The organism is Candidatus Abawacabacteria bacterium (assembly GCA_016207805.1).
Taxonomy (GTDB): domain Bacteria; phylum Patescibacteriota; class Gracilibacteria; order RBG-16-42-10; family RBG-16-42-10; genus JACQZO01.
The window spans coordinates 77,581-95,845 of the sequence record JACQZO010000011.1; the positions used below are offsets into that span (position 1 = coordinate 77,581).

Annotated in this window: 18 protein-coding genes; 14 read left to right on the top strand and 4 right to left on the bottom strand. The window is 39.7% G+C overall.

Annotation, left to right across the window (positions count from 1 at the left end; all coding sequences use genetic code 11):
* Positions 1-26 precede the first annotated feature (26 nt).
* From HY817_03195 to HY817_03205, 3 genes are read right to left on the bottom strand one after another with little or no spacing between them, the layout of a single operon-like run.
* The gene (locus HY817_03195; protein ID MBI4836241.1) at positions 27-824 is read right to left on the bottom strand and encodes an ABC-2 family transporter protein; all 798 of its coding nucleotides are present in this window, start codon (positions 822-824) and stop codon (positions 27-29) included.
* A complete protein-coding gene (locus HY817_03200) occupies positions 821-1,618 on the bottom strand; it encodes an ABC-2 family transporter protein (GenBank protein MBI4836242.1) in 798 nt (265 codons plus the stop codon). The genes HY817_03195 and HY817_03200 overlap by 4 nt, the downstream gene beginning before the upstream one ends.
* Complete coding sequence (locus HY817_03205; protein MBI4836243.1) at positions 1,618-2,556, bottom strand: ATP-binding cassette domain-containing protein; 939 nt, start codon at positions 2,554-2,556, stop codon at positions 1,618-1,620. Before HY817_03205 ends, HY817_03200 begins: the two co-directional genes overlap by 1 nt.
* A 165-nt stretch (positions 2,557-2,721) precedes the next feature.
* On the opposite strand from HY817_03205, the gene HY817_03210 reads away from it, so the two are divergent.
* From HY817_03210 to HY817_03250, 9 genes are all read left to right on the top strand, one after another.
* Positions 2,722-3,084 (top strand): response regulator, encoded by a 363-nt coding sequence (locus tag HY817_03210; protein ID MBI4836244.1) that lies wholly within the window; start codon positions 2,722-2,724, stop codon positions 3,082-3,084.
* Complete coding sequence (locus HY817_03215; protein ID MBI4836245.1) at positions 3,081-4,748, top strand: type II/IV secretion system protein; 1,668 nt, start codon at positions 3,081-3,083, stop codon at positions 4,746-4,748. Before HY817_03210 ends, HY817_03215 begins: the two co-directional genes overlap by 4 nt.
* Complete coding sequence (locus HY817_03220; protein ID MBI4836246.1) at positions 4,729-5,829, top strand: type II secretion system F family protein; 1,101 nt, start codon at positions 4,729-4,731, stop codon at positions 5,827-5,829. Before HY817_03215 ends, HY817_03220 begins: the two co-directional genes overlap by 20 nt.
* 6 nt (positions 5,830-5,835) lie before the next feature.
* Positions 5,836-6,270: a prepilin-type N-terminal cleavage/methylation domain-containing protein gene (locus HY817_03225; GenBank protein ID MBI4836247.1), complete on the top strand. Its 435-nt coding sequence runs from the start codon at positions 5,836-5,838 to the stop codon at positions 6,268-6,270.
* Positions 6,245-6,676, top strand: coding sequence for a type II secretion system protein (locus HY817_03230; protein MBI4836248.1), 432 nt, complete (start codon positions 6,245-6,247; stop codon positions 6,674-6,676). The genes HY817_03225 and HY817_03230 overlap by 26 nt, the downstream gene beginning before the upstream one ends.
* A gap of 2 nt (positions 6,677-6,678) precedes the next feature.
* Positions 6,679-7,197 (top strand): hypothetical protein, encoded by a 519-nt coding sequence (locus HY817_03235; GenBank protein MBI4836249.1) that lies wholly within the window; start codon positions 6,679-6,681, stop codon positions 7,195-7,197.
* Positions 7,166-7,576 (top strand): hypothetical protein, encoded by a 411-nt coding sequence (locus HY817_03240; GenBank protein ID MBI4836250.1) that lies wholly within the window; start codon positions 7,166-7,168, stop codon positions 7,574-7,576. The genes HY817_03235 and HY817_03240 overlap by 32 nt, the downstream gene beginning before the upstream one ends.
* A 43-nt stretch (positions 7,577-7,619) precedes the next feature.
* On the top strand, positions 7,620-8,066 hold the full coding sequence (locus tag HY817_03245) for a type II secretion system protein (GenBank protein ID MBI4836251.1): 447 nt from the start codon (positions 7,620-7,622) through the stop codon (positions 8,064-8,066).
* A 112-nt stretch (positions 8,067-8,178) separates the two neighbouring features.
* Positions 8,179-10,458, top strand: coding sequence for a HAMP domain-containing protein (locus HY817_03250; protein MBI4836252.1), 2,280 nt, complete (start codon positions 8,179-8,181; stop codon positions 10,456-10,458).
* Here the strand turns inward: HY817_03250 and HY817_03255 are convergent.
* Positions 10,429-11,205, bottom strand: a complete 777-nt coding sequence (locus HY817_03255) for a prepilin peptidase (protein MBI4836253.1) — start codon at positions 11,203-11,205, stop codon at positions 10,429-10,431. The two genes, HY817_03250 and HY817_03255, sit on opposite strands and share 30 nt — an antisense overlap.
* Positions 11,206-11,357: 152 nt before the next feature.
* On the opposite strand from HY817_03255, the gene HY817_03260 reads away from it, so the two are divergent.
* The 5 genes from HY817_03260 (at position 11,358) to HY817_03280 (ending at position 18,261) form a co-directional block, all read left to right on the top strand.
* A complete protein-coding gene (locus HY817_03260) occupies positions 11,358-11,573 on the top strand; it encodes a hypothetical protein (protein ID MBI4836254.1) in 216 nt (71 codons plus the stop codon).
* A 24-nt stretch (positions 11,574-11,597) separates the two neighbouring features.
* Complete coding sequence (argS, locus tag HY817_03265) at positions 11,598-13,286, top strand: arginine--tRNA ligase (GenBank protein MBI4836255.1); 1,689 nt, start codon at positions 11,598-11,600, stop codon at positions 13,284-13,286.
* A 153-nt stretch (positions 13,287-13,439) separates the two neighbouring features.
* On the top strand, positions 13,440-14,921 hold the full coding sequence (locus HY817_03270; GenBank protein ID MBI4836256.1) for an S-layer homology domain-containing protein: 1,482 nt from the start codon (positions 13,440-13,442) through the stop codon (positions 14,919-14,921).
* A gap of 329 nt (positions 14,922-15,250) precedes the next feature.
* Positions 15,251-16,663: an S-layer homology domain-containing protein gene (locus HY817_03275; protein MBI4836257.1), complete on the top strand. Its 1,413-nt coding sequence runs from the start codon at positions 15,251-15,253 to the stop codon at positions 16,661-16,663.
* A 5-nt stretch (positions 16,664-16,668) separates the two neighbouring features.
* Positions 16,669-18,261, top strand: coding sequence for a CTP synthase (locus tag HY817_03280; protein ID MBI4836258.1), 1,593 nt, complete (start codon positions 16,669-16,671; stop codon positions 18,259-18,261).
* Positions 18,262-18,265 lie beyond the last annotated feature (4 nt).

Genomic DNA, 18,265 nt, shown 5'->3' on the forward strand with positions numbered 1-18,265 from the left:
TTCTGCCCTCTGACTTCTACCTTCATCTAACTACTTGCCGAACTATAATGTTGCAAGCCCTTTTTCCAGAGATAACTGGTAAGAAAGATATAGATGGCACAAATAGCTAAGGCACTGCTGAATGTAGCAATTATATTGGTTCGATTTTCTAAGACTTCAACCGGAATAGTAGACAAATACATAAAAGGTAAAATCCAGGTGAGCAGAAATTGAATGGTGTCACTAGCAAATCGCAAAGGGAATCTGCTGGTGCTGCGAATTAGTTTGTCGATAAAGTCTACACCAGCCTCTCGCATATCGAGGAAGGCTGTCATGCTAATTATTAGATACGTACAAGTCATTAATATTAAGCCGATAATGAAGGCGAAAAAGTAGAGGATTAAGGTCCACCATTGCCATTGAATAAAAAACAATGTGTAGATGAGTAAAAAAAGCCCGGTGATGAGATCGGTGATACGAGCTAGATCCACTTCAGAGAAGTACATCAGAAACCAGCCTGATGCTGGCTTGATCAAGAACAGATCTAGCTTTCCTTTGCGAATAATATTAGTGAGCTTCTCTAGATTACTACCAATAAATGTGGAAAATATGCCTTTACAGAGCCGGTAAGTGGCTAGTAAGGCCAGTACATTGTAGAAATTCCAGCCTTGAATATAAGGAATATTGCGAAAAGCGGTGTGCAATACAAAAATATTCAAGACCGTACCGGCAATGAATGCTAGCAAAAATAGATAGAAATTTCTTTTTTCCATGCGCAATATTTTGATGCTGCGCTGACAAAGGAGTTTCAATACCGCAATGTGAATCAATATTGTTTTGCTCATCCTTGGTATGCTTTAAGTCCTTTATGCCAAACTATTTGCGTCAAGAGAATCAATGCGATACCCCAAAAAAGGCTCATAAGTATACCGAACCATAATGCTTCAGGGGTCATAGGAGCACTTACTATTTCCAGGGGAAAACTAAGCATGTAGCGAAAAGGCAAGTATTGAAAAATCTCTACTAATGCTACTGGTAAAAACATATATGGTATCAGTGACCCATCGAAGGCAGGAATAATATTGTCGACCAAATCGATTACGCCACTGCTGTGATAAAGCCAAAAAGTGGTACTGGCAACTATTAGCCAAAGAAAAAAGGTAATGATGTAGCCGCTAATTGCGGCAAAAGGGAAAAAGACTAACTGGGAAAGAGCAGGGATATGGAGAGAAAAGTAGTAGCTTAAAACAAAATAAAAAATAAGTGCTAGAGGAATAGTCACCTTCAAACGACTTTTTTTTAGATTCAGTTCAAAAACTATTCTTTGAGCAATGTAGCTTCCTGGTACTGGTGAGAGTAAGAAGTGAGATAATTCGCCGGATTGAATATAATTAATCGTGTCAGAGGCTACCCACGTAGATGTTAATCGTCCAACTAAGGCCAAAAAGACAAAATATATTACTGTTTGGCCGACACTACTTGTTGTTTGGGTGTGAGCGATGGTGCCCCAAAAGATTAGTAATATTAATGGCTCTACAAATGTTCTAGTGCTCCATAGAATATTATCCCAATAATAAACTTTCTCTTCATGAGTACATATTTTGAGGATACCCAGATAACTTTTAAGAGTGCTTACCATTAGGCTAAAAGTTGAGTAATAATTTCCCCAGCTTCTTTATCAATAATTTTAATATCGGTACAAGAGTAATGTTGGGTTATTTCGCCTATGGTATGGGCTACTTTTGTCTGGGGAACTACTAATTCTATATGCAATGGGGTCTGATTGAGTACTTTTCCATATTGATGCCAATCTGCTTTTTTGTTTTCTTGTTCGAAATCAATATGAATTTCACGCTCTTGATGAATCTTTTTTTCTAATTCAGCAAATGTACCATCATAAATAATATGACCATGATTAATGACAATGATGCGGGGACAAAGCTCCTTGATATCATCCATATAATGAGATGTGAGCAGTATGGTCGCTTGAGTCTCCTGATTGTATTGCTTTAAGAAAGCACGCATTTTCTTTTGTGATTGATAATCTAATCCGATAGTAGGTTCATCGAGAAATAGCACTTCGGGTTCGTAGAGTAGAGCGGCAATTAATTCACACTTCATTCTCTGGCCGAGAGACAATTGGCGTACTGGAGTATTGAGGCAATCTTGCACTTCGAGCAATTCTATCAATTTATTTAAGTGTTGTTGGTAATGTTTATCACTAATCTGATAAATGGTTTTATATAATTCAAAAGTATCCAAGGGTGGTAATTCCCACCAGAGTTGAGACTTTTGGCCCATGACCATACTAATTCTTTTTTTGAAAGCGATTTTCCTTTCCCAAGGTGTGTAACCGAGCACTTTAGTTTCGCCACTAGTTGGATATAAGATGCCACTCAGCATTTTTAGAGTAGTGGTTTTGCCAGCGCCATTTGGTCCCAAAAAACCAACAAATTCACCTTTTTGAATCGTAAAACTAATATCTTTTACAGCAGTGAATCGTTTTTTTACTTTTCCCCAAAATGTTTGTTTAACAAATGTTTTGGTTAAATCTTTTACTTCAATAATGGTGGCCATAGAAAAATTTGCTTGAATTTAACATACTGGTAAATACGAATGGTTGGTAGGTGAGTTACGCAATGAAGGCAGAGGGCAGAAGTAGTTCAGAATTTGAGTAATGATGCTTTTCCTATAATTTTCTCTTAAAGTTTGATATAATTGAAGGAAACAAAAACACATACCATGGCCAAGATTTTGATTGTTGATGATGAAAAGGCGATAGTACGAGCACTTTCTCTTAAATTGTCTCATGTCGGTTTTACTGTCAGCACTGCAGTAAATGGTGCAGAAGCATGGGAAAAACTGCAAAAAGATAGCTTCGACCTGATTCTATTAGACTTAGTAATGCCCGATCAGGATGGTTTTAGTCTTTTGACAGCTCTAAAAGAGAAAGCAAATACTACTAAAATTATTGTATTGTCTAATCTTACTCAAGAGGAAGATATCCAAAAGGCAAAAGATTTGGGCGCTACCGAGTACTTTATCAAATCAAATATTTCTTTGGCTTCGCTGATTGAATATATTAAGAAAATACTCACAGTATGAGATTTGATGATCAAAAAATAAAAGAAATTCTCATCCGCGAGAGCTATGTCACTGAAGAAGATATAAAATCAGCTGAAACATATGCTGCTGATCGTCATGGTTCAATTATCGATTATCTGCTACTCAATCAGCTCATTACCAAGGACCTTCTGGGCCAAGCAATAGCCGAAGATTATGGCGTGCTCTATACTAATTTGCATGCTAAACCATTGACTCAAGCCCAAGTCACTTTAATCCCTGAATATCTTGCTAGGAAGTTGCGCGTGGTCTTGGCCAAACAAGAAGATGAAACGTTCATCTTGGCTACTGACAATCCTAAGCAAGCAGATTTGCTCCCAGAATTGCAAAAGCTTTTCCCTCAAGCTAAGAGTATGGTTGTTACCTATTCTTTGTCTGAGGATATAGATGCTGCTTTGGAATATTATAATGAAGCACTCAGTACGCGCTTCATCAAAATCTTGCAAAGTGATGCTTTGATTGCACCAGAAATTATTGATGCTATTTTCTTAGATGCAATTTTGCATCGTATTTCTGATATTCATTTTGAACCTCAGGCTAAAGATGTATTGGTCCGTTTTCGTTTGGATGGTATTTTGCATGAAGTGGGTCGAATTCCTAAGGAGCATTATGAAAATGTTTTAAATAGGATCAAAGTGTTGGCCCAATTGCGCATTGATGAACACCATGCTGCTCAAGATGGTGCTATTCGTTATGTGAAGGGGGACCAGGCAGTTGATTTGCGTGTTTCGATAGTGCCGACATTAGAGGGAGAAAAGGTGGTGATGCGTCTGTTGTCTCAATATGTACGTAGCCTTAATTTGTCGGATTTGGGTTTTTCTGCTCATGATCAAGCTCATTTTGAAAAGTCTAGCAGGAAACCTTTTGGTATGATTTTAATCACCGGACCTACTGGTAGTGGTAAGACCACTACACTATATGCGCTTCTAAAGTTGCTACAGCATTCTGAAATCAATGTCACTACTATTGAAGATCCGGTGGAATATCGTATGGAAGGGTTAAATCAAATCCAGGTAAATCCACAGACCAATCTTACTTTTGCCAAAGGATTGCGCTCTATTGCGCGTCAAGATCCTGACATTATTCTAGTAGGAGAAATCCGTGATCAAGAAACAGCAGAAATTGCCGTGAATGCAGCTCTTACTGGTCATCTTTTGCTGTCTACTTTTCATGCCAATGATGCCGCTACTGCTATTCCTCGCTTTTTGGATATGGGAATTGAGCCCTTTTTGCTCGCTTCTACTTTGGAGTTGGTAGTAGCCCAACGTTTGGTGCGAAAGCTCTGTACAGCGTGTCGTTATAGCGTACAAGTACTAAGAGCAGATATCGAATTACTAGTACCACAGAGTAAGCACTACTTTTCTCATGAAGAAGAGACATTCTATCGGGGCAAAGGTTGTCATGTTTGCAATGGTACCGGGTATAAGGGACGTATTGCGCTCTTTGAACTCATTACTATTTCTCCTGATATGCAAGATCTTATTTTGCATCATCCCTCTTCAAAAGCCATTTGGGAAATTGCCAGAGCACAAGGATCACATACCTTATTTGAAGATGGTGTAGAAAAAGTAAAAAATGGCATTACTACTCTGGAAGAGGTATTACGGGTTGCTTCACCACTAATTTATGATGTCAAAGATCGCTAATAAGCGCTTTCATGTTGGTCACTTCTCGCGACTATTGATTGGTCATGAAAAAGATACTTTTATTGAAGATCTTTCTACTCTGCTTGATTCTGGTCTGGATATTTTATCCGCATTGGCAGGAATTGCTACCGAAATGCGCTCACCGGCGATGAAGACTCTTGTCATGGGCATGCATGAACAAATTAGTGCTGGCGTTCCTTTGTGGAAATCACTGGAACAGGCTGATATTTTTCCTTATCAATTCCTCTCTTTAATTCGTACTGGAGAAGAATCTGGGCGGCTGAATGAAAACTTGAAAGTAGTAGTTGCTCAGCATGAGAAGGATCAGATGTTTCAGGCAAAGATTCGTTCAGCAATGATGTATCCAGTGCTAATTATGAGTTTAACTTTTATTATTGGTATTAGTATCGCTTGGTTTATTTTACCTCGGCTAACGACAGTTTTTTCGCAACTCAAAATTGAATTACCTTGGACCACACGCGCATTGATTGCCATTGGTAACTTTCTTAGTGTTTATGGATTTATTGCTGTGCCAGCTTTTATCTTGTTTTGTATCAGTATTTTTTACTTGGTTTTCTATTATCGGCGGACGAAGTCGATTGGTGAATCTATTCTTTTCTTCTTACCGGTAATCAAGAAGTTATTGCGTGAAATGGAACTTTCGCGTTGGGGGTATATCATGGGTACTTTGCTCAATGCGGGTATCCCCGCGTTGGATGTGTTTAAAGCATTGACACGAGCCGCGCCCTGGTTGCGCTACCAAAGGTTTTATCAGTATGTCCATGATGAGGTCGAGCAGGGCAGTTCAATTTTTAATAGTTTTAAATCATATAAAGGATCGGAAAGATTAATTCCTCTTCCTTTGCAACAATTAGTAGCAGCTGGAGAGCATTCCGGCGCTTTGGCACAGAATATGCTAAAAATTGGTCAGGCCTTTGAAGGCAAAGTGGACAATACTACCAAAAATCTTACTGTTTTATTGGAGCCATTAATGCTTGTGATTGTGTGGTTGGGAGTAATTGGTGTTGCTTTGGCTGTAATCATGCCAATTTATCAATTAATTGGTGGCCTTAACGCTTAAGATGCAATGAAGAAGAAATCAGGTTTTACTATTGTTGAATTATTACTCTCTGTTGCCGTCATTATGATTTTTGCTGGGGTAACCTTGCCTCTGTATTATCGCTTGCAAATTCAAAGTGATTTGGATACTACCGTACACACACTAGTTCGTTCCATTCGTCGTGCTCAGATTTTGGCTCAAGCTGTGAAAGAAGATAGTAAATGGGGAATACGAATGAATGTAGGAGAAATAACGATATTCAAGGGGAACTCATATGCCGGGCGAGATTCTGATTTCGATGAAGTCTTTGCTATTCCCACTACTGTTGCCTTTAGTGGCCTGCAAGAAGTGACTTTTGCGAAATTCACTGGCAAGCCCCAACAAACAGGAACTATTACCTGTAGTACTAGCAATGCAAATAAATCTATTACACTCAATGCCAAAGGAATCTTGTCATATTAAATATCGTGGTTTTTCCATGTTGGAAATAACGATAGCAATCGCTATCTTAGCTTCTACTATAGCGGGGTTATTGACTGGTATTATTGATGCACAGCAAAGTACGGGGTTAATTGGGATTAAAAATCAGGCCTTGTTCTATACTGAAGAAGGTTTAGAGGCAGTACGCAATATGCGAGACAAAGACTGGAATAACTTGGTCGATGGTACTCACGGGTTAGTGGTGGCTAGTGGGCATTGGACTCTATCAGGTACTGCGGATGTGAATGGTCTCTTTACTCGGGAGATTAGCATTGCCACGGAAAGCGCTACCAAGAAATTGATCACTGCTACAGTTGCTTGGGAATTTGCCGGCAAAACAGGCTCAGTCAGCCTCAGTACGTACCTTACTAATTGGATGCCATTTTAAGTATGAAGAATAAAGGATTGTTTGGTTTTTCTACATTAGAGATTATGATCTATTTGGCGATGACTACAGTAGTGATTTCTTCGACGTCATTTCTTTTAATTCAATTTGTTCGCATTCAAATTCGTATGCAAGTGATTACTCAAGTAGAAGAGCAAGGTTGGCAAATTATGCATCTTATTACTCAAAATCTTCGCAATGCTGATAGTGTTAATGCTACACCTGCTGGTGGGCAGACACCATCATTAACTCTTGATATGGCTGATTCTGCCTTGGATCCCATGTCTTTTCATATTTCTGGCGGCACTTTCAGAATCAAAGAAGGCGGTGGTAGTCCTATCCCTCTTAGTACAGCTAATGTATTGCCCAGTAATCTCTCCTTTCGTAATTTGGCTGAAGATAATGATACTCCTGGTGTTGTGCAGGTTTCATTTACGTTAACGTATAACAACACTTCTGGTCGTCCGGAATATAATTATAGTAAAACTTTTTATGGCTCAGCTGCCGTTCGCAAGGTATTCTAAAGGATTTGTTTCTTTGATTAATGTTCTTGCCGTCACAGGTATTGGGGCCACTATTGTCATTTCTCTTCTTTGGCTTGCTTTGGGATCTTCTGATAATCATTTGCTTTTGCTTCGCTCCATGCAGGCGCGCAATGCTGCGACTGCTTGTGCTGAGGTTGCTTTGCAAGAAATTCAGAATACTACCACATATAGCGGCACCTATTCATTAACCATCAATGACATTGAATGTTCCTATACTGTAACCATAGGAACTGGAGAAGAACGTGAAGTAACCGCTTCAAGCACACATAATGGTGTTACTCGGAAAATAGAAATAGAGATTACACAAATTAATCCCACGATAATTATCTCTTCTTGGCAAGAGGTTGCAGACTTTTAGCAGCTTACCTATACTCGTTCTGTTTATTACTAATTTTCTTTCCATGAACTGTTTACGCAAAAATAAAGCAGGTTTTACACTGCTTGAAGTGTTACTGGTGGTAGCTGGTATTGCGATCCTTGCGGGTATTGTTATCCTAGCGATTAATCCTGGTAAACAGTTGGGTGAAACTCGAAATGCGCAAAGAAAAGTTGATGTTAATACAATTCTTAATGCTGTGTATCAATACAGTTTGGATAACAATGGCACATTGCCTGCTAGTGTCACTACCACTCAAACAGAAATTTGTAAGACTGGAGGGACATGTACTGGTTTGATTGATTTGACTGTTTTGACCACCAATGAAAAATATTTGACAGCTATTCCTACTGATCCTACTGGTTCTTCTACCAATGGAGCAGGATATGAAATCCTGAAAACAGCTAATGGACGTATCACAGTAGCTGCTCCTGATGCAGAATTAAGTGCTACCATTAGTGTAACTCGTTAAAGCAAGTTCTATTTTGTTTCAAAAGAGCTATGGAGATAAAAGCCATGGCTCTTTTTTTTATCTATTCTTGTGTGTTTGTTCCGTGGTATAATGGAGGGATATATTTTAATCAATGCGACTTTCTACCAAGGTAACAGTATTCATTTTTAGTGCGGCCATGCTGTCTACAGCTTTGGTAAGTTTTGTCACCTTTCAATTTACCCAAACAGCTCTGGAAAAAGTCATTGGTGATGGGCAATTAGACTTGGCCAGAAATACTATGGATAAGCTGGATCGATTTTTGGCCGATTATTATCAGTCGATTGAGCAAATTAGCTTGCAAGTGAAAGCTAATCCTGTTTCTCAAGATAGCCGTTCCCTGCAAGCGATGGTGCTCGCTACGGGACCATGGCAAGGTTTTTATTATCTGAATAAAGAAGGAAACGTTGTTGCGGTGCTCAATAATAGTCAGCCGTATGATCAAGTGAAGGCTCAGGCTGATCCTTTGATCAAGGATGCTATCATGAAGCAAAAGATACAATATTCAGATCTTTCTTTCGAACCACAGAGCCTGCCCACTCTTTTATTTGCGGCTCCAGTTAACGGCGATGAAGTGTTATTAGGCTCAATTGCCTTTGATCAAATTGGCGAAATCCTTAATCAATTGGATGATGCCAATGTGTTTTTATTCAATAGAGAACAGTACTTAATAGCAAGTAATCAATATGAATTAAGTATTCGCTTAGGTGTTGATCAGCTTGATTACGATCAGCTGGAGGCCGTATTTGCTGGTGTGAGTACCATTTTTACTGGTAATAATTTGTATCAAAGTATTTCCCAATATGAAGGTAATGCCTATCAGGCATTACTCACTGCTGTTCCGGAACGTGGCTATAAGGACTTTCAAGGAAATGGCTGGGCATTGGTTATTGAAAAGCCGACTTTGCTAGTTTTTCAATCAGCTCGGTTGCAAGCTATCCAGTTAGTACTGTTAATTGTTGCTTTGTTATTGATTGTTGCCGGAATTGTCTTGTTTCTGTTACGAAGATACGTCACTACCCCAGTAATTGGGCTTACTCGTATTGCTAGAGCTATTAATGCAGGAAACCTGCGGGCTCGGGCTTCGGTGCTGACCCGAGATGAGATTGGGGAATTGGCTCAGAGTTTTAATAATATGACTACTAGGTTGGCTAGAGCGTATCATTTACTTAGTAATAGGTTGAAAGAGATAAAAAAGAAGAATATCACTTTGGAACAATATAGTGATGATTTGCATCTAGCGATGAGGAAATTACGTAGCAGCAAGCAAGAAATTGCTCAGGCAAAGGGAAAGGTAGAGGCAATGCTACAAAGTGTTGGTGATGGAGTGATTGCCACCAATGCACAAGGGAAGGTTATTATGATCAATCAACAAGCGGCGACAATATTGAAGCTCAATGTCACGGATGTTGTGGGCAAAGAATGGTCACAGGTATTTACCTTGGTGAGTGAGAAGGGGAAGGTATTGGCGTGGGAAAAAGTGCCTCTTTATCAAGCTTTGGAGAAAAAAAGAACTATTACTACCACGCGTTATTCCTATCGACGTCAGGATAATAGTATCTTGCCTGCCGTGATTACCTCTGCGCCGATGTTGCAAGGTGATAAATTAATCGGCGCATTAGATGTATTTCATGATTTGACTGAAGAGCGTGAAATTGACCAAGCAAAAACAGAATTTGTTTCCTTGGCATCTCATCAATTGCGTATGCCACTTTCTATTGTTAATTGGTACACTGAAATGTTGCTCAGTGGTGATGCGGGAAAACTGACACCAGCACAAAAAGAATATTTAAATGAGGTTTATGAAGGTAATCAGAGAATGACCAACTTAGTAAATACTTTATTAAATGTATCACGTATTGAAACGGGTAAATTTATTCCTTCATTCCGTCCCACAGCATTGGATAAAGTCTTTCATGCAGCTATTACTGAGCTGCAGCCGCTTATCGATCACAAGAGCCTTAATGTTGAAAAAAGACTGGGGTTAGTACCTATGATTGATACTGATCCCGGACTAATCCAGATTTTGCTACAGAATCTGCTTTCTAATGCTATTAAGTATACGCCAACCCAAGGCAAGATTACTCTCAGAATGAGGCGCGATGGCAAGTATATTCTTCTGGAAGTGAGTGATACTGGTTATGGCATTCCTGCCATTGAGCAGAAGCATATTTTTACTAAGCTATTTAGGGCTAGCAATATCAAGGAAAAAGATACTGATGGTACTGGACTCGGTCTCTATATTGCTAAGGCAATAGTTAAACAACTAAAAGGCAAAGTTTGGTTTGAATCGCAAGAGGGGCGGGGGACAACCTTTTTTGTCCGTCTGCTCTGTAATGCTTGCTTAAAAGAGGAAAAAAAGCTGGTTGGATAATAGTGTGCTCAGCACTGTCCCTAGAATTAAGAAAGGTGTGAAGGGGATTTTGCTTTGGATTGAGGCCTTTTTATTAACTAAAAGTAGTATTGCGAAAAGGGCACCTAAGCAATAGGAGATGATAATGTTGATGCCAAATAGTGGTAAGGGAAGAGCAATAGCAAAAGTGAGTGCTAGATAAAAATCACCAATGCCCAGCCACTTTCCTCGGGATACTAGTATTTGAGTACCAAATAGAGCGAGAGCGATTATTAAACTCCAGAGCGTATTAATTGTGAGCAATCGATAGTCAAGTACAGCGATTAAAACAGCAGCTATGGCTGCTGATAGTAACAAGTAAGGAGAGATTTCCATAAAGAGTACGTCAGAAAAAGCAATAGCAATTAATGTACTAAAATAAAAAGCATATAAACTAAAGTCTGCTAATACTGCTGTAGAGAATGTAGCTTCGGTGAGAAAGGGAAATTTCAGAAAAAGAAAGACAAAGGTCAAACCTGTGGTTAATTCTAGTAAAGGATAGATACTGGCAATCTTTTTTTGGCAATAAGCACATTTACCTTGCTGCCAGAAATAACTGAGAAGAGGAATGAGATGTTGTACTTTTAATTGTTGCTGGCAATGAGGACACTCTGATCTCCCCCAGAGTAGGCCGGGCTTTTTGCCATGCGAGCGAGTGATGATTACACTGGTAAAGCTGCCGATCGCTAGACCGAAAAGAAAAATGAAGAAAAGAATAATTGTCAGCATTGGACTTCAGGAGAGAAAATTACAATCAGCATCATACACTTTTATCTAGCTAGTAAAAATAACTCTCTTTATGTTTGAGATGTAGCAAAAACAAACTGTATGTTTTGCAATACGGTGGCATTCTTGTTATTTTTGTGCTGCTAAAAAACGATATGCAATTTAATATTGAGGAATTCTTTGTTACTCCTGTAGGTGTTCGTTGTAGAAGAGAAACTGCTGGCAGTGGAGACTTCCCACCTTTTAGTCCAGCTATGGAAGTGAGAATTGCTATAGTCCAGGTTTTGCCAACGCCTGCAATAATGGATGATGCTAGTCCAGAAGAGCAATTCTTTGAGCATCAAAGAGCAAGCTATGGAGCAATGCTGTGATGAGTCGGCTATTTATTGATCACTATGACCAATCTTAAGAAAAGTATTCAAGAGGTAGTAAAAGAGCTTTTTCAAATTGAGCTGGATGATGTTGTCTTGGAATTTCCCAAAGAACTGAGCTTTGGTGATATTGCCTTGCCAATTGCTATGCAATTAAGTAAGCAAGTGAAAAAGAATCCGAGAGAAGTGGCTCAAGCCATAGTAGATGCTTTGGTTGGGCGAAAGTTGTCAGAAATTATTAAGTTAGAAATTGCTGGTCCTGGGTTTATCAATATTACCTGCTCGGTAGAATATTTATTGCATCAAGTAAATGAGGGATTTAAGGAATTGCAGCAAGAAAATAAAGATAAAAAGATTCTTTTAGAATACGGTGCCGAAAATATTGCTAAATCAATGACTGTTGGCCATCTGCGTTCTAATATTATTGGTCAGGCTTGTGCCAATATGTATCGTGCTCTTGGTTGGTGGGTAACTACTGATAACCATTTGGGTGATTGGGGTCTCCAGTTTGGCAAGCTGATTGTGGCGTATCGTTTGTGGGGAAATAAAGAGGTCATTGAACAAGATCCGATTAATGAATTGGTAAAACTCTATGTTAGATTTCATGAAGAAGAAGATAAAGATACAACGTTAACTGACAAGGCAAGAGAAGAGTTTGCGAAATTAGAAAAAGGGGATGAGGAAAGTAAGAATTTGTGGCAGTGGTTTTATCATGAGAGTATGAAAGAGTTTCATGAACTGCATAATATTTTAGGTATTCATCATGACACTGAGTTGGGTGAGTCATTTTATTCTCCTTGGCTGCATCATATTGTCGAATTATGTAAGGAAAAAGGGATTACCAAGACAGCGGACGATGGCGCAGTATACGTCGATTTTGGCAAAGAGAAGCCGCCTTTTTATATTCTCAAAAAAGATGGTTCTACACTTTATTCAACACGAGATATTGCCACTATTGAGTGGCGTCTAACTGAATATCCCGGGTTGAATCGTATGGTGTATTTTGTCGATTACTCCCAAAAACTTCATTTTGATTCGCTTTTTGCTACTGCCAAAATGTTAGGACTCTATTGTGATTTTACTCTTGCTTATTTCGGGCTTGTCCGTCTACCTGAGGGGAAGATGTCTACGCGTAAAGGAAATGTGGTTTATCTGCGCCAGTTAATTGCTGAAGGAATAGCTCGTGCTCATCAGGTGCTATTAGAAAAAGGAGTAGACTTGCCCGAGACAGAAAAGGACGCATTGGCTAAAATGATTGCCTTGGGTGCAATAAAATTTGGTGATCTAGTGCATAATCGCACTGGAGATATTACCTTTACTTGGGAAACGGCTATTAATTTCGAAGGAGATACAGCTACATATTTGCAATATACCCATGCGCGCATCAAAAGTGTTTTGCGCAAAGGTGAATATCAAGAAGTGGCCAATATCAAACCTGGGTATACCCTGCCTTTGGAACATCAATTATTGTCACTGCTGAGCAGGTTTCCTATTGTCATTGCTCGTGCTGCTGATGGCTATACACCTCATATATTAGCTCAATACTTGTTGGAAATAGCTGCTTTGTTTAATCAGTTTTATAATGATGTACCGGTGATTAGAGCTGAGAGCGAAGAGCTGAGAGCTGAGAGATTGTATTTGGTTGCCCAAGTGGCTAAAGTATTAAAAGTTGGTTTAGCTCTTTTGGGGATTGATGTGCCGGAGAAGATGTGAAAATTACAAATTACGGATTACGAATTACGAATGAGGCTCAGCGGGGGAGAGCTCGAATTAATCCGGACAGGTAATCTAGATTCTAGCTTCTAGATTTTAGATTCTCTTCTGTGTTATTAAGAATAAGTGCAATACTAATAGTTTAAGTTTTTTATGCGTAAGATTTTTCTCTCAACATTGATACTATTTTTAGTTTTTTATAGCTCGGTAGCTTGTGCTATGACTGCCAATCCTATTGTCTCTGCTTGGATTCCATCTTGGGATTTCATTGATGGGACTAATACCATAGTTAATAATGTGGATCTTTTTACTGAGATTAGTCCTTTTTGGTATTACCTAGAAGATAATGGCAATGTGATGCCTAGTAGTGGTTCGGAGAATAAAGAGTTTATTGATACTTTGCACAATTACGGTATTCGGGTAATTCCTAGTATTACCAATAGCTTTAAAGATGAACGAGCCTCACAGGTAATGGCTGATGATGCTAAAAGAAAAAAGTTTGTTACTACGGTGATGAATTTAGTCAAGAAAAATAATTATGATGGTATCGATATCGATTTCGAAGGCTTGAAATTAACTAACAAAGATAATTTTGTCATTTTGCTAAAAGATTTGGCTACGCAACTACATGCCCAAAATAAGTTTCTGACAGTAGCAGTACAAGCAAAAACATCCGATCCTGGTCCCTGGGAAACAGTGCAAGCGCAAGATTGGAAGGCAATTAGTGAAGCTGTCGATCGCTTTAGAATTATGGCCTATGATGAACACTATAGCGGCAGCCAAGCGGGGCCAATTTCTTCTACTCCATGGGTACAAAGCATCATGGATTTTGCTAAAACTCAAGTACCTGAAGAAAAGTTAATTCTAGGCTTGCCTTTGTATGGCTATAACTGGGGCGAAAAAGAAAAAACCTATGCAGTGACTTTTAAAGATTTGCAATATCTACTGAAGAAACATAATCCCAGTATTCAATGGGATGAAGTTGGTAAGGAACCATTTATCGAATACGACAAAAAGAATGATGAAACTCAAGTCTCCGACATGAGAAAGGTATATTTCCAGAATAAAGACAGTATTAGTAGTAAGTGGAATGTGGCTAAGAAGTATCCTCTATCTGGCTTGATTTTTTGGCGACTGGGTGGAGAAGATGAAAGTGTTTGGCAATATTTACGAGAGGAAAAAACAGCGCTACTAAAGACAGGCGAGTTCAGTGATGTCACTACAGAGCATTGGGCATATAAATATATTCAAGTATTGCGCAGCAAAGGCTTGAGCCAAGGGAATAATAATCAATTTTATCCAGAAAAAGGCCTGACTAGAGCTGAAGGATTAAAGATTGCTTTACTAGCCGGCAATATTCCCAAAACCAATTATCCGATTGTTGCTCGTTTTAAAGATATTAAAAAAGGTGATTGGTTCGAACACTTGGTGCAAACAGCCAGAGCTCGCTCAATTGTTAGTGGCCAAGGAGATAATTTCTTGCCGCATAAGTTTTTGAGTCGCAGTGAGGCGGTAAAAATCATTGACCGTAGTGGCGGTACCAAAGTACCCAAAGAGATTGAACGTCCGCATGATGTTATTACCCGAGCAGAATATGCCAAGCTAGTAGCCGTTGGTTTTCGTTGGGGACGATAGTGATTGGCTAACAGCATTACCAGCGAGGACGATGGTTGGTAGTGCTAGTTGATAATGCATGACAAATTAGCTTAGGTTATCGACCATTCCCTCCATTGTCATACCAAACTGGATTTGGTATCCAGCTAAGACAATGTCACCCTTAAAACTACAAGTTACTCTATAGCACTATTGTCCCTGCTGGGTACCGGATCTGGGTCCGGTACGACAATCGGGGAATAGTTGTTAACTCAGCAGATGGATCAGTTATTATCTGCCATGCTACAAGTGTGATCAAAGCATGTTTTTCGCGGTTGTGTTGTCGATCCGTTTTTGCTCGAGAACACTCTATGTTAGGATGGGTGAGAATTATTGTTGCTATGAGAAAAAGTGTGATCGGTTTGCTATGGGTATTAGCTTTTTCCTGGTTTGTTCCAGTTAGTTGGGCAGCAAATTTTCCTGACGTTCCTCCTTCGCATAGCTTTTATAGGCAAATTCAGTTTTTAAAAGATCGCCAAGTTGTTCATGGCTTCGCTGATGGTACTTTCAAACCTGAACAGTCGATTACCCGGGGGGAGTTTTTGAAAATGTTGATGGGGATTGTTGGTTATACCAATTTGCCTTTGGTAACGGAAAATCCTTTTCCAGATGTGCCCAAAAATGAACCGCTAGCGCCTTATATCAAGCGGGCTGCTGATTTAGCTATTGTCCAAGGTTATGATGATGGTTTATTTCGGATGAATAGATCAGTGAATAGAGTAGAAGCTTTGAAATTACTCTTGCTAGTGAATCGCATTTTACCAGCACAATTGCCGCAGAGGCCTAATTTCTCTGATGTTAATAGTAATCTATGGTATTACCCTTTTGCTAGTTATGCTTGGGAGCATCATTTATTTGCTGTCCCAGCCAACACCATGTTGAAGCCTGGGGAGTTTATGAACCGGGCTTTGGTGGCGGATTTATTATATCGTTTTTATCAAGATCGGCCGGATTTATTACCGGTAATACCAACAGCACCATTGCCGACATCATCAACAACTACTAATAATACTTCATTGCCCAGTCCTTCTCCTTCTTTGGGAACGAACTCTTCAGCGCCAGCTAACAACGCTCGATTGATCAGTGCTATTCGTCTGGATATAGCCCCAACTTCCTTTACTAGTCCATGTCCGACAAATATTGATGCTTTAGTGACTGTTGCTGTGATGAGCACTACTAGTGGAGGAACTGTCCGATACCGTCTTCTCGATAATGGTGTGCCGGCAACTGCGGAGACTACGATTACTATTCCGGTAGGAATGGTGGAAACTAATTTTACTATTCCAGTGCGTTATGCTTCTACCTTAGGGGTTGGTTTGCATGTTTTTAATCTGGAAGTTCTTGCGCCAGTGCGTATGATTTCAGAAGCGAAGACCATGAATTTTGTTTGTCACAATAGTATTACCAATACTGAATTAACTATCGCACCCAATACCATTTTTCAGTGTGGCAGAGACAATATGTATACGGTTAGCATGGGGCTATCCTTAGATGGCAGCGGCTCAGAAGGTACTGTGAAATATTACTGGCAGCATAATGATGGCAGACGAGTTGGCCCATTTGAAGCTACCTACGGTGCTGGTGAAACACAAATGAATATTCCTGACTATCAATGGACCATTGCTCATGCTGCCGCTAATGGTGAATACAGTTTGTTATTTTTTGCTATTCTTCCTAATAACATGAGTAGTACACCGATTACTGTTACTAAATCTTGTCACTAAACTCTATGCCGCAAAAGTTTATTATCACTACTGGTGGGGTTTGTTCTGGTTTGGGAAAGGGGATCTCTGCTGCATCTATTGGTACTATTCTCCAAGGTATGGGGTATAGCGTTTTCCCAATGAAGTTTGACCCTTATTTAAATTTAGATCCTGGTACCATGAATCCTTTTCGTCATGGTGAAGTGTTTGTAACTGATGATGGTGCCGAGACAGATTTAGATTTGGGTCATTATGAGCGCTTTTTAGATATTGCACTCAATCGTTATTCTTCAGTGACTACCGGGCAAATCTATACCCGTATTTTCGCTCAAGAAAGACGGGGAGAGTACTTGGGACGAGATGTGCAAATTATTCCTCATGTTACTGATGAAATTAAACGTACTATTCATGAAGCTGCGGAACAAAGTCAGGCTGATGTGGTGACTGTGGAAATTGGTGGTACAGTGGGCGATATTGAGGCAGAACCTTTTTTGGAAGCCTTGCGTCAATTGAGAGAGGATGTGGGAGCAGATAATATTTGTTTTGTTCATGTAGTTCTTGTGCCCTATCTTTTGGCTTCGAAGGAATTGAAGACCAAGCCTGCACAGGCATCAGTTCGAGATATGCGAGAAGTGGGATTACGGCCTGATATTATTATTGCCCGGGCAGATTATCCTTTGCCGCAAGAAATCCTAAAAAAGATTGCTTTTTTTGCCAATGTGCCTGAGCAAGCGGTAATTCCTGCGGTTACTGCTGAGTCCATTTATGCCGTACCTTTAGAGTTCGAGAAAAGTGATTTGGGCCTTACTATCAGTCAAAAGTTACACTTGTCTTATCATGAAGTGAATTTACGCAAGTGGGAAGCTTTGCAAGTGGCGAGGAAGAAAGCGAAGAAAGTAAAAAAGATTGGATTAATTGCCAAATATGCTGGTTTTGATGATGCCTACTTCAGTGTCATTGAAGCTATTCGGGCAGCAGCCTGGGCTGAAGGTATTAAGCCTGAGATTATTGGTGTTAATGCTGAAGATATTGAAAAACATGGAACTATGGTACTTGAAGAGCTTGATGGAATTATCGTCCCCGGTGGCTATGGCAAGCGTGGAACTGAAGGGAAAATAATGGCGGCTCAATATGCTAGAGAAAAGAAGCTTCCTTACCTTGGCTTGTGTCTTGGTATGCAAATGATGGTGGTGGAAGCGGCGCGAAATCTACTAAAATTGAATCAAGCTACTTCTGAAGAGTTTGATCCGAAAGCAAAAGATTTAGTTATTCATTTGATGGAAGCACAAAAAGGAGTTACTGATAAAGGTGGTACTAATCGCTTGGGTCTCTACTCTTGCCAGCTCATGAAAGGGACAAAAACGCAGCAAGCTTATAAGAAGAGCAAATTAGAAGAGAGACATCGCCATCGGTATGAATACAATAATGCCTATCGAGATCAATTGGAGACTGTAGGGCTAATAGTTGCCGGGATTAATCCTGACTTGGATTTAGTGGAAATAGTAGAAATCAAGGATCATCCTTTTATGGTTGGTTCTCAATTTCATCCCGAATTTTTATCTCGACCGACAAAACCTCATCCACTCTTCGCCGGTTTTATGAAAGCAATTGCTGATTAGCGAT

What these genes read in the sequence shown, in the direction of transcription:
- HY817_03195 (MBI4836241.1), bottom strand. Translation starts at nt 824, where the DNA reads ATGAGCAAAACAATATTGATTCACATTGCGGTATTGAAACTCCTTTGT.
- HY817_03200 (MBI4836242.1), bottom strand. Translation starts at nt 1,618, where the DNA reads ATGGTAAGCACTCTTAAAAGTTATCTGGGTATCCTCAAAATATGTACT.
- HY817_03205 (MBI4836243.1), bottom strand. Translation starts at nt 2,556, where the DNA reads ATGGCCACCATTATTGAAGTAAAAGATTTAACCAAAACATTTGTTAAA.
- HY817_03210 (MBI4836244.1), top strand. Translation starts at nt 2,722, where the DNA reads ATGGCCAAGATTTTGATTGTTGATGATGAAAAGGCGATAGTACGAGCA.
- HY817_03215 (MBI4836245.1), top strand. Translation starts at nt 3,081, where the DNA reads ATGAGATTTGATGATCAAAAAATAAAAGAAATTCTCATCCGCGAGAGC.
- HY817_03220 (MBI4836246.1), top strand. Translation starts at nt 4,729, where the DNA reads ATGATGTCAAAGATCGCTAATAAGCGCTTTCATGTTGGTCACTTCTCG.
- HY817_03225 (MBI4836247.1), top strand. Translation starts at nt 5,836, where the DNA reads ATGAAGAAGAAATCAGGTTTTACTATTGTTGAATTATTACTCTCTGTT.
- HY817_03230 (MBI4836248.1), top strand. Translation starts at nt 6,245, where the DNA reads ATGCCAAAGGAATCTTGTCATATTAAATATCGTGGTTTTTCCATGTTG.
- HY817_03235 (MBI4836249.1), top strand. Translation starts at nt 6,679, where the DNA reads ATGAAGAATAAAGGATTGTTTGGTTTTTCTACATTAGAGATTATGATC.
- HY817_03240 (MBI4836250.1), top strand. Translation starts at nt 7,166, where the DNA reads ATGGCTCAGCTGCCGTTCGCAAGGTATTCTAAAGGATTTGTTTCTTTG.
- HY817_03245 (MBI4836251.1), top strand. Translation starts at nt 7,620, where the DNA reads ATGAACTGTTTACGCAAAAATAAAGCAGGTTTTACACTGCTTGAAGTG.
- HY817_03250 (MBI4836252.1), top strand. Translation starts at nt 8,179, where the DNA reads ATGCGACTTTCTACCAAGGTAACAGTATTCATTTTTAGTGCGGCCATG.
- HY817_03255 (MBI4836253.1), bottom strand. Translation starts at nt 11,205, where the DNA reads ATGCTGACAATTATTCTTTTCTTCATTTTTCTTTTCGGTCTAGCGATC.
- HY817_03260 (MBI4836254.1), top strand. Translation starts at nt 11,358, where the DNA reads ATGCAATTTAATATTGAGGAATTCTTTGTTACTCCTGTAGGTGTTCGT.
- argS (MBI4836255.1), top strand. Translation starts at nt 11,598, where the DNA reads ATGACCAATCTTAAGAAAAGTATTCAAGAGGTAGTAAAAGAGCTTTTT.
- HY817_03270 (MBI4836256.1), top strand. Translation starts at nt 13,440, where the DNA reads ATGCGTAAGATTTTTCTCTCAACATTGATACTATTTTTAGTTTTTTAT.
- HY817_03275 (MBI4836257.1), top strand. Translation starts at nt 15,251, where the DNA reads ATGTTAGGATGGGTGAGAATTATTGTTGCTATGAGAAAAAGTGTGATC.
- HY817_03280 (MBI4836258.1), top strand. Translation starts at nt 16,669, where the DNA reads ATGCCGCAAAAGTTTATTATCACTACTGGTGGGGTTTGTTCTGGTTTG.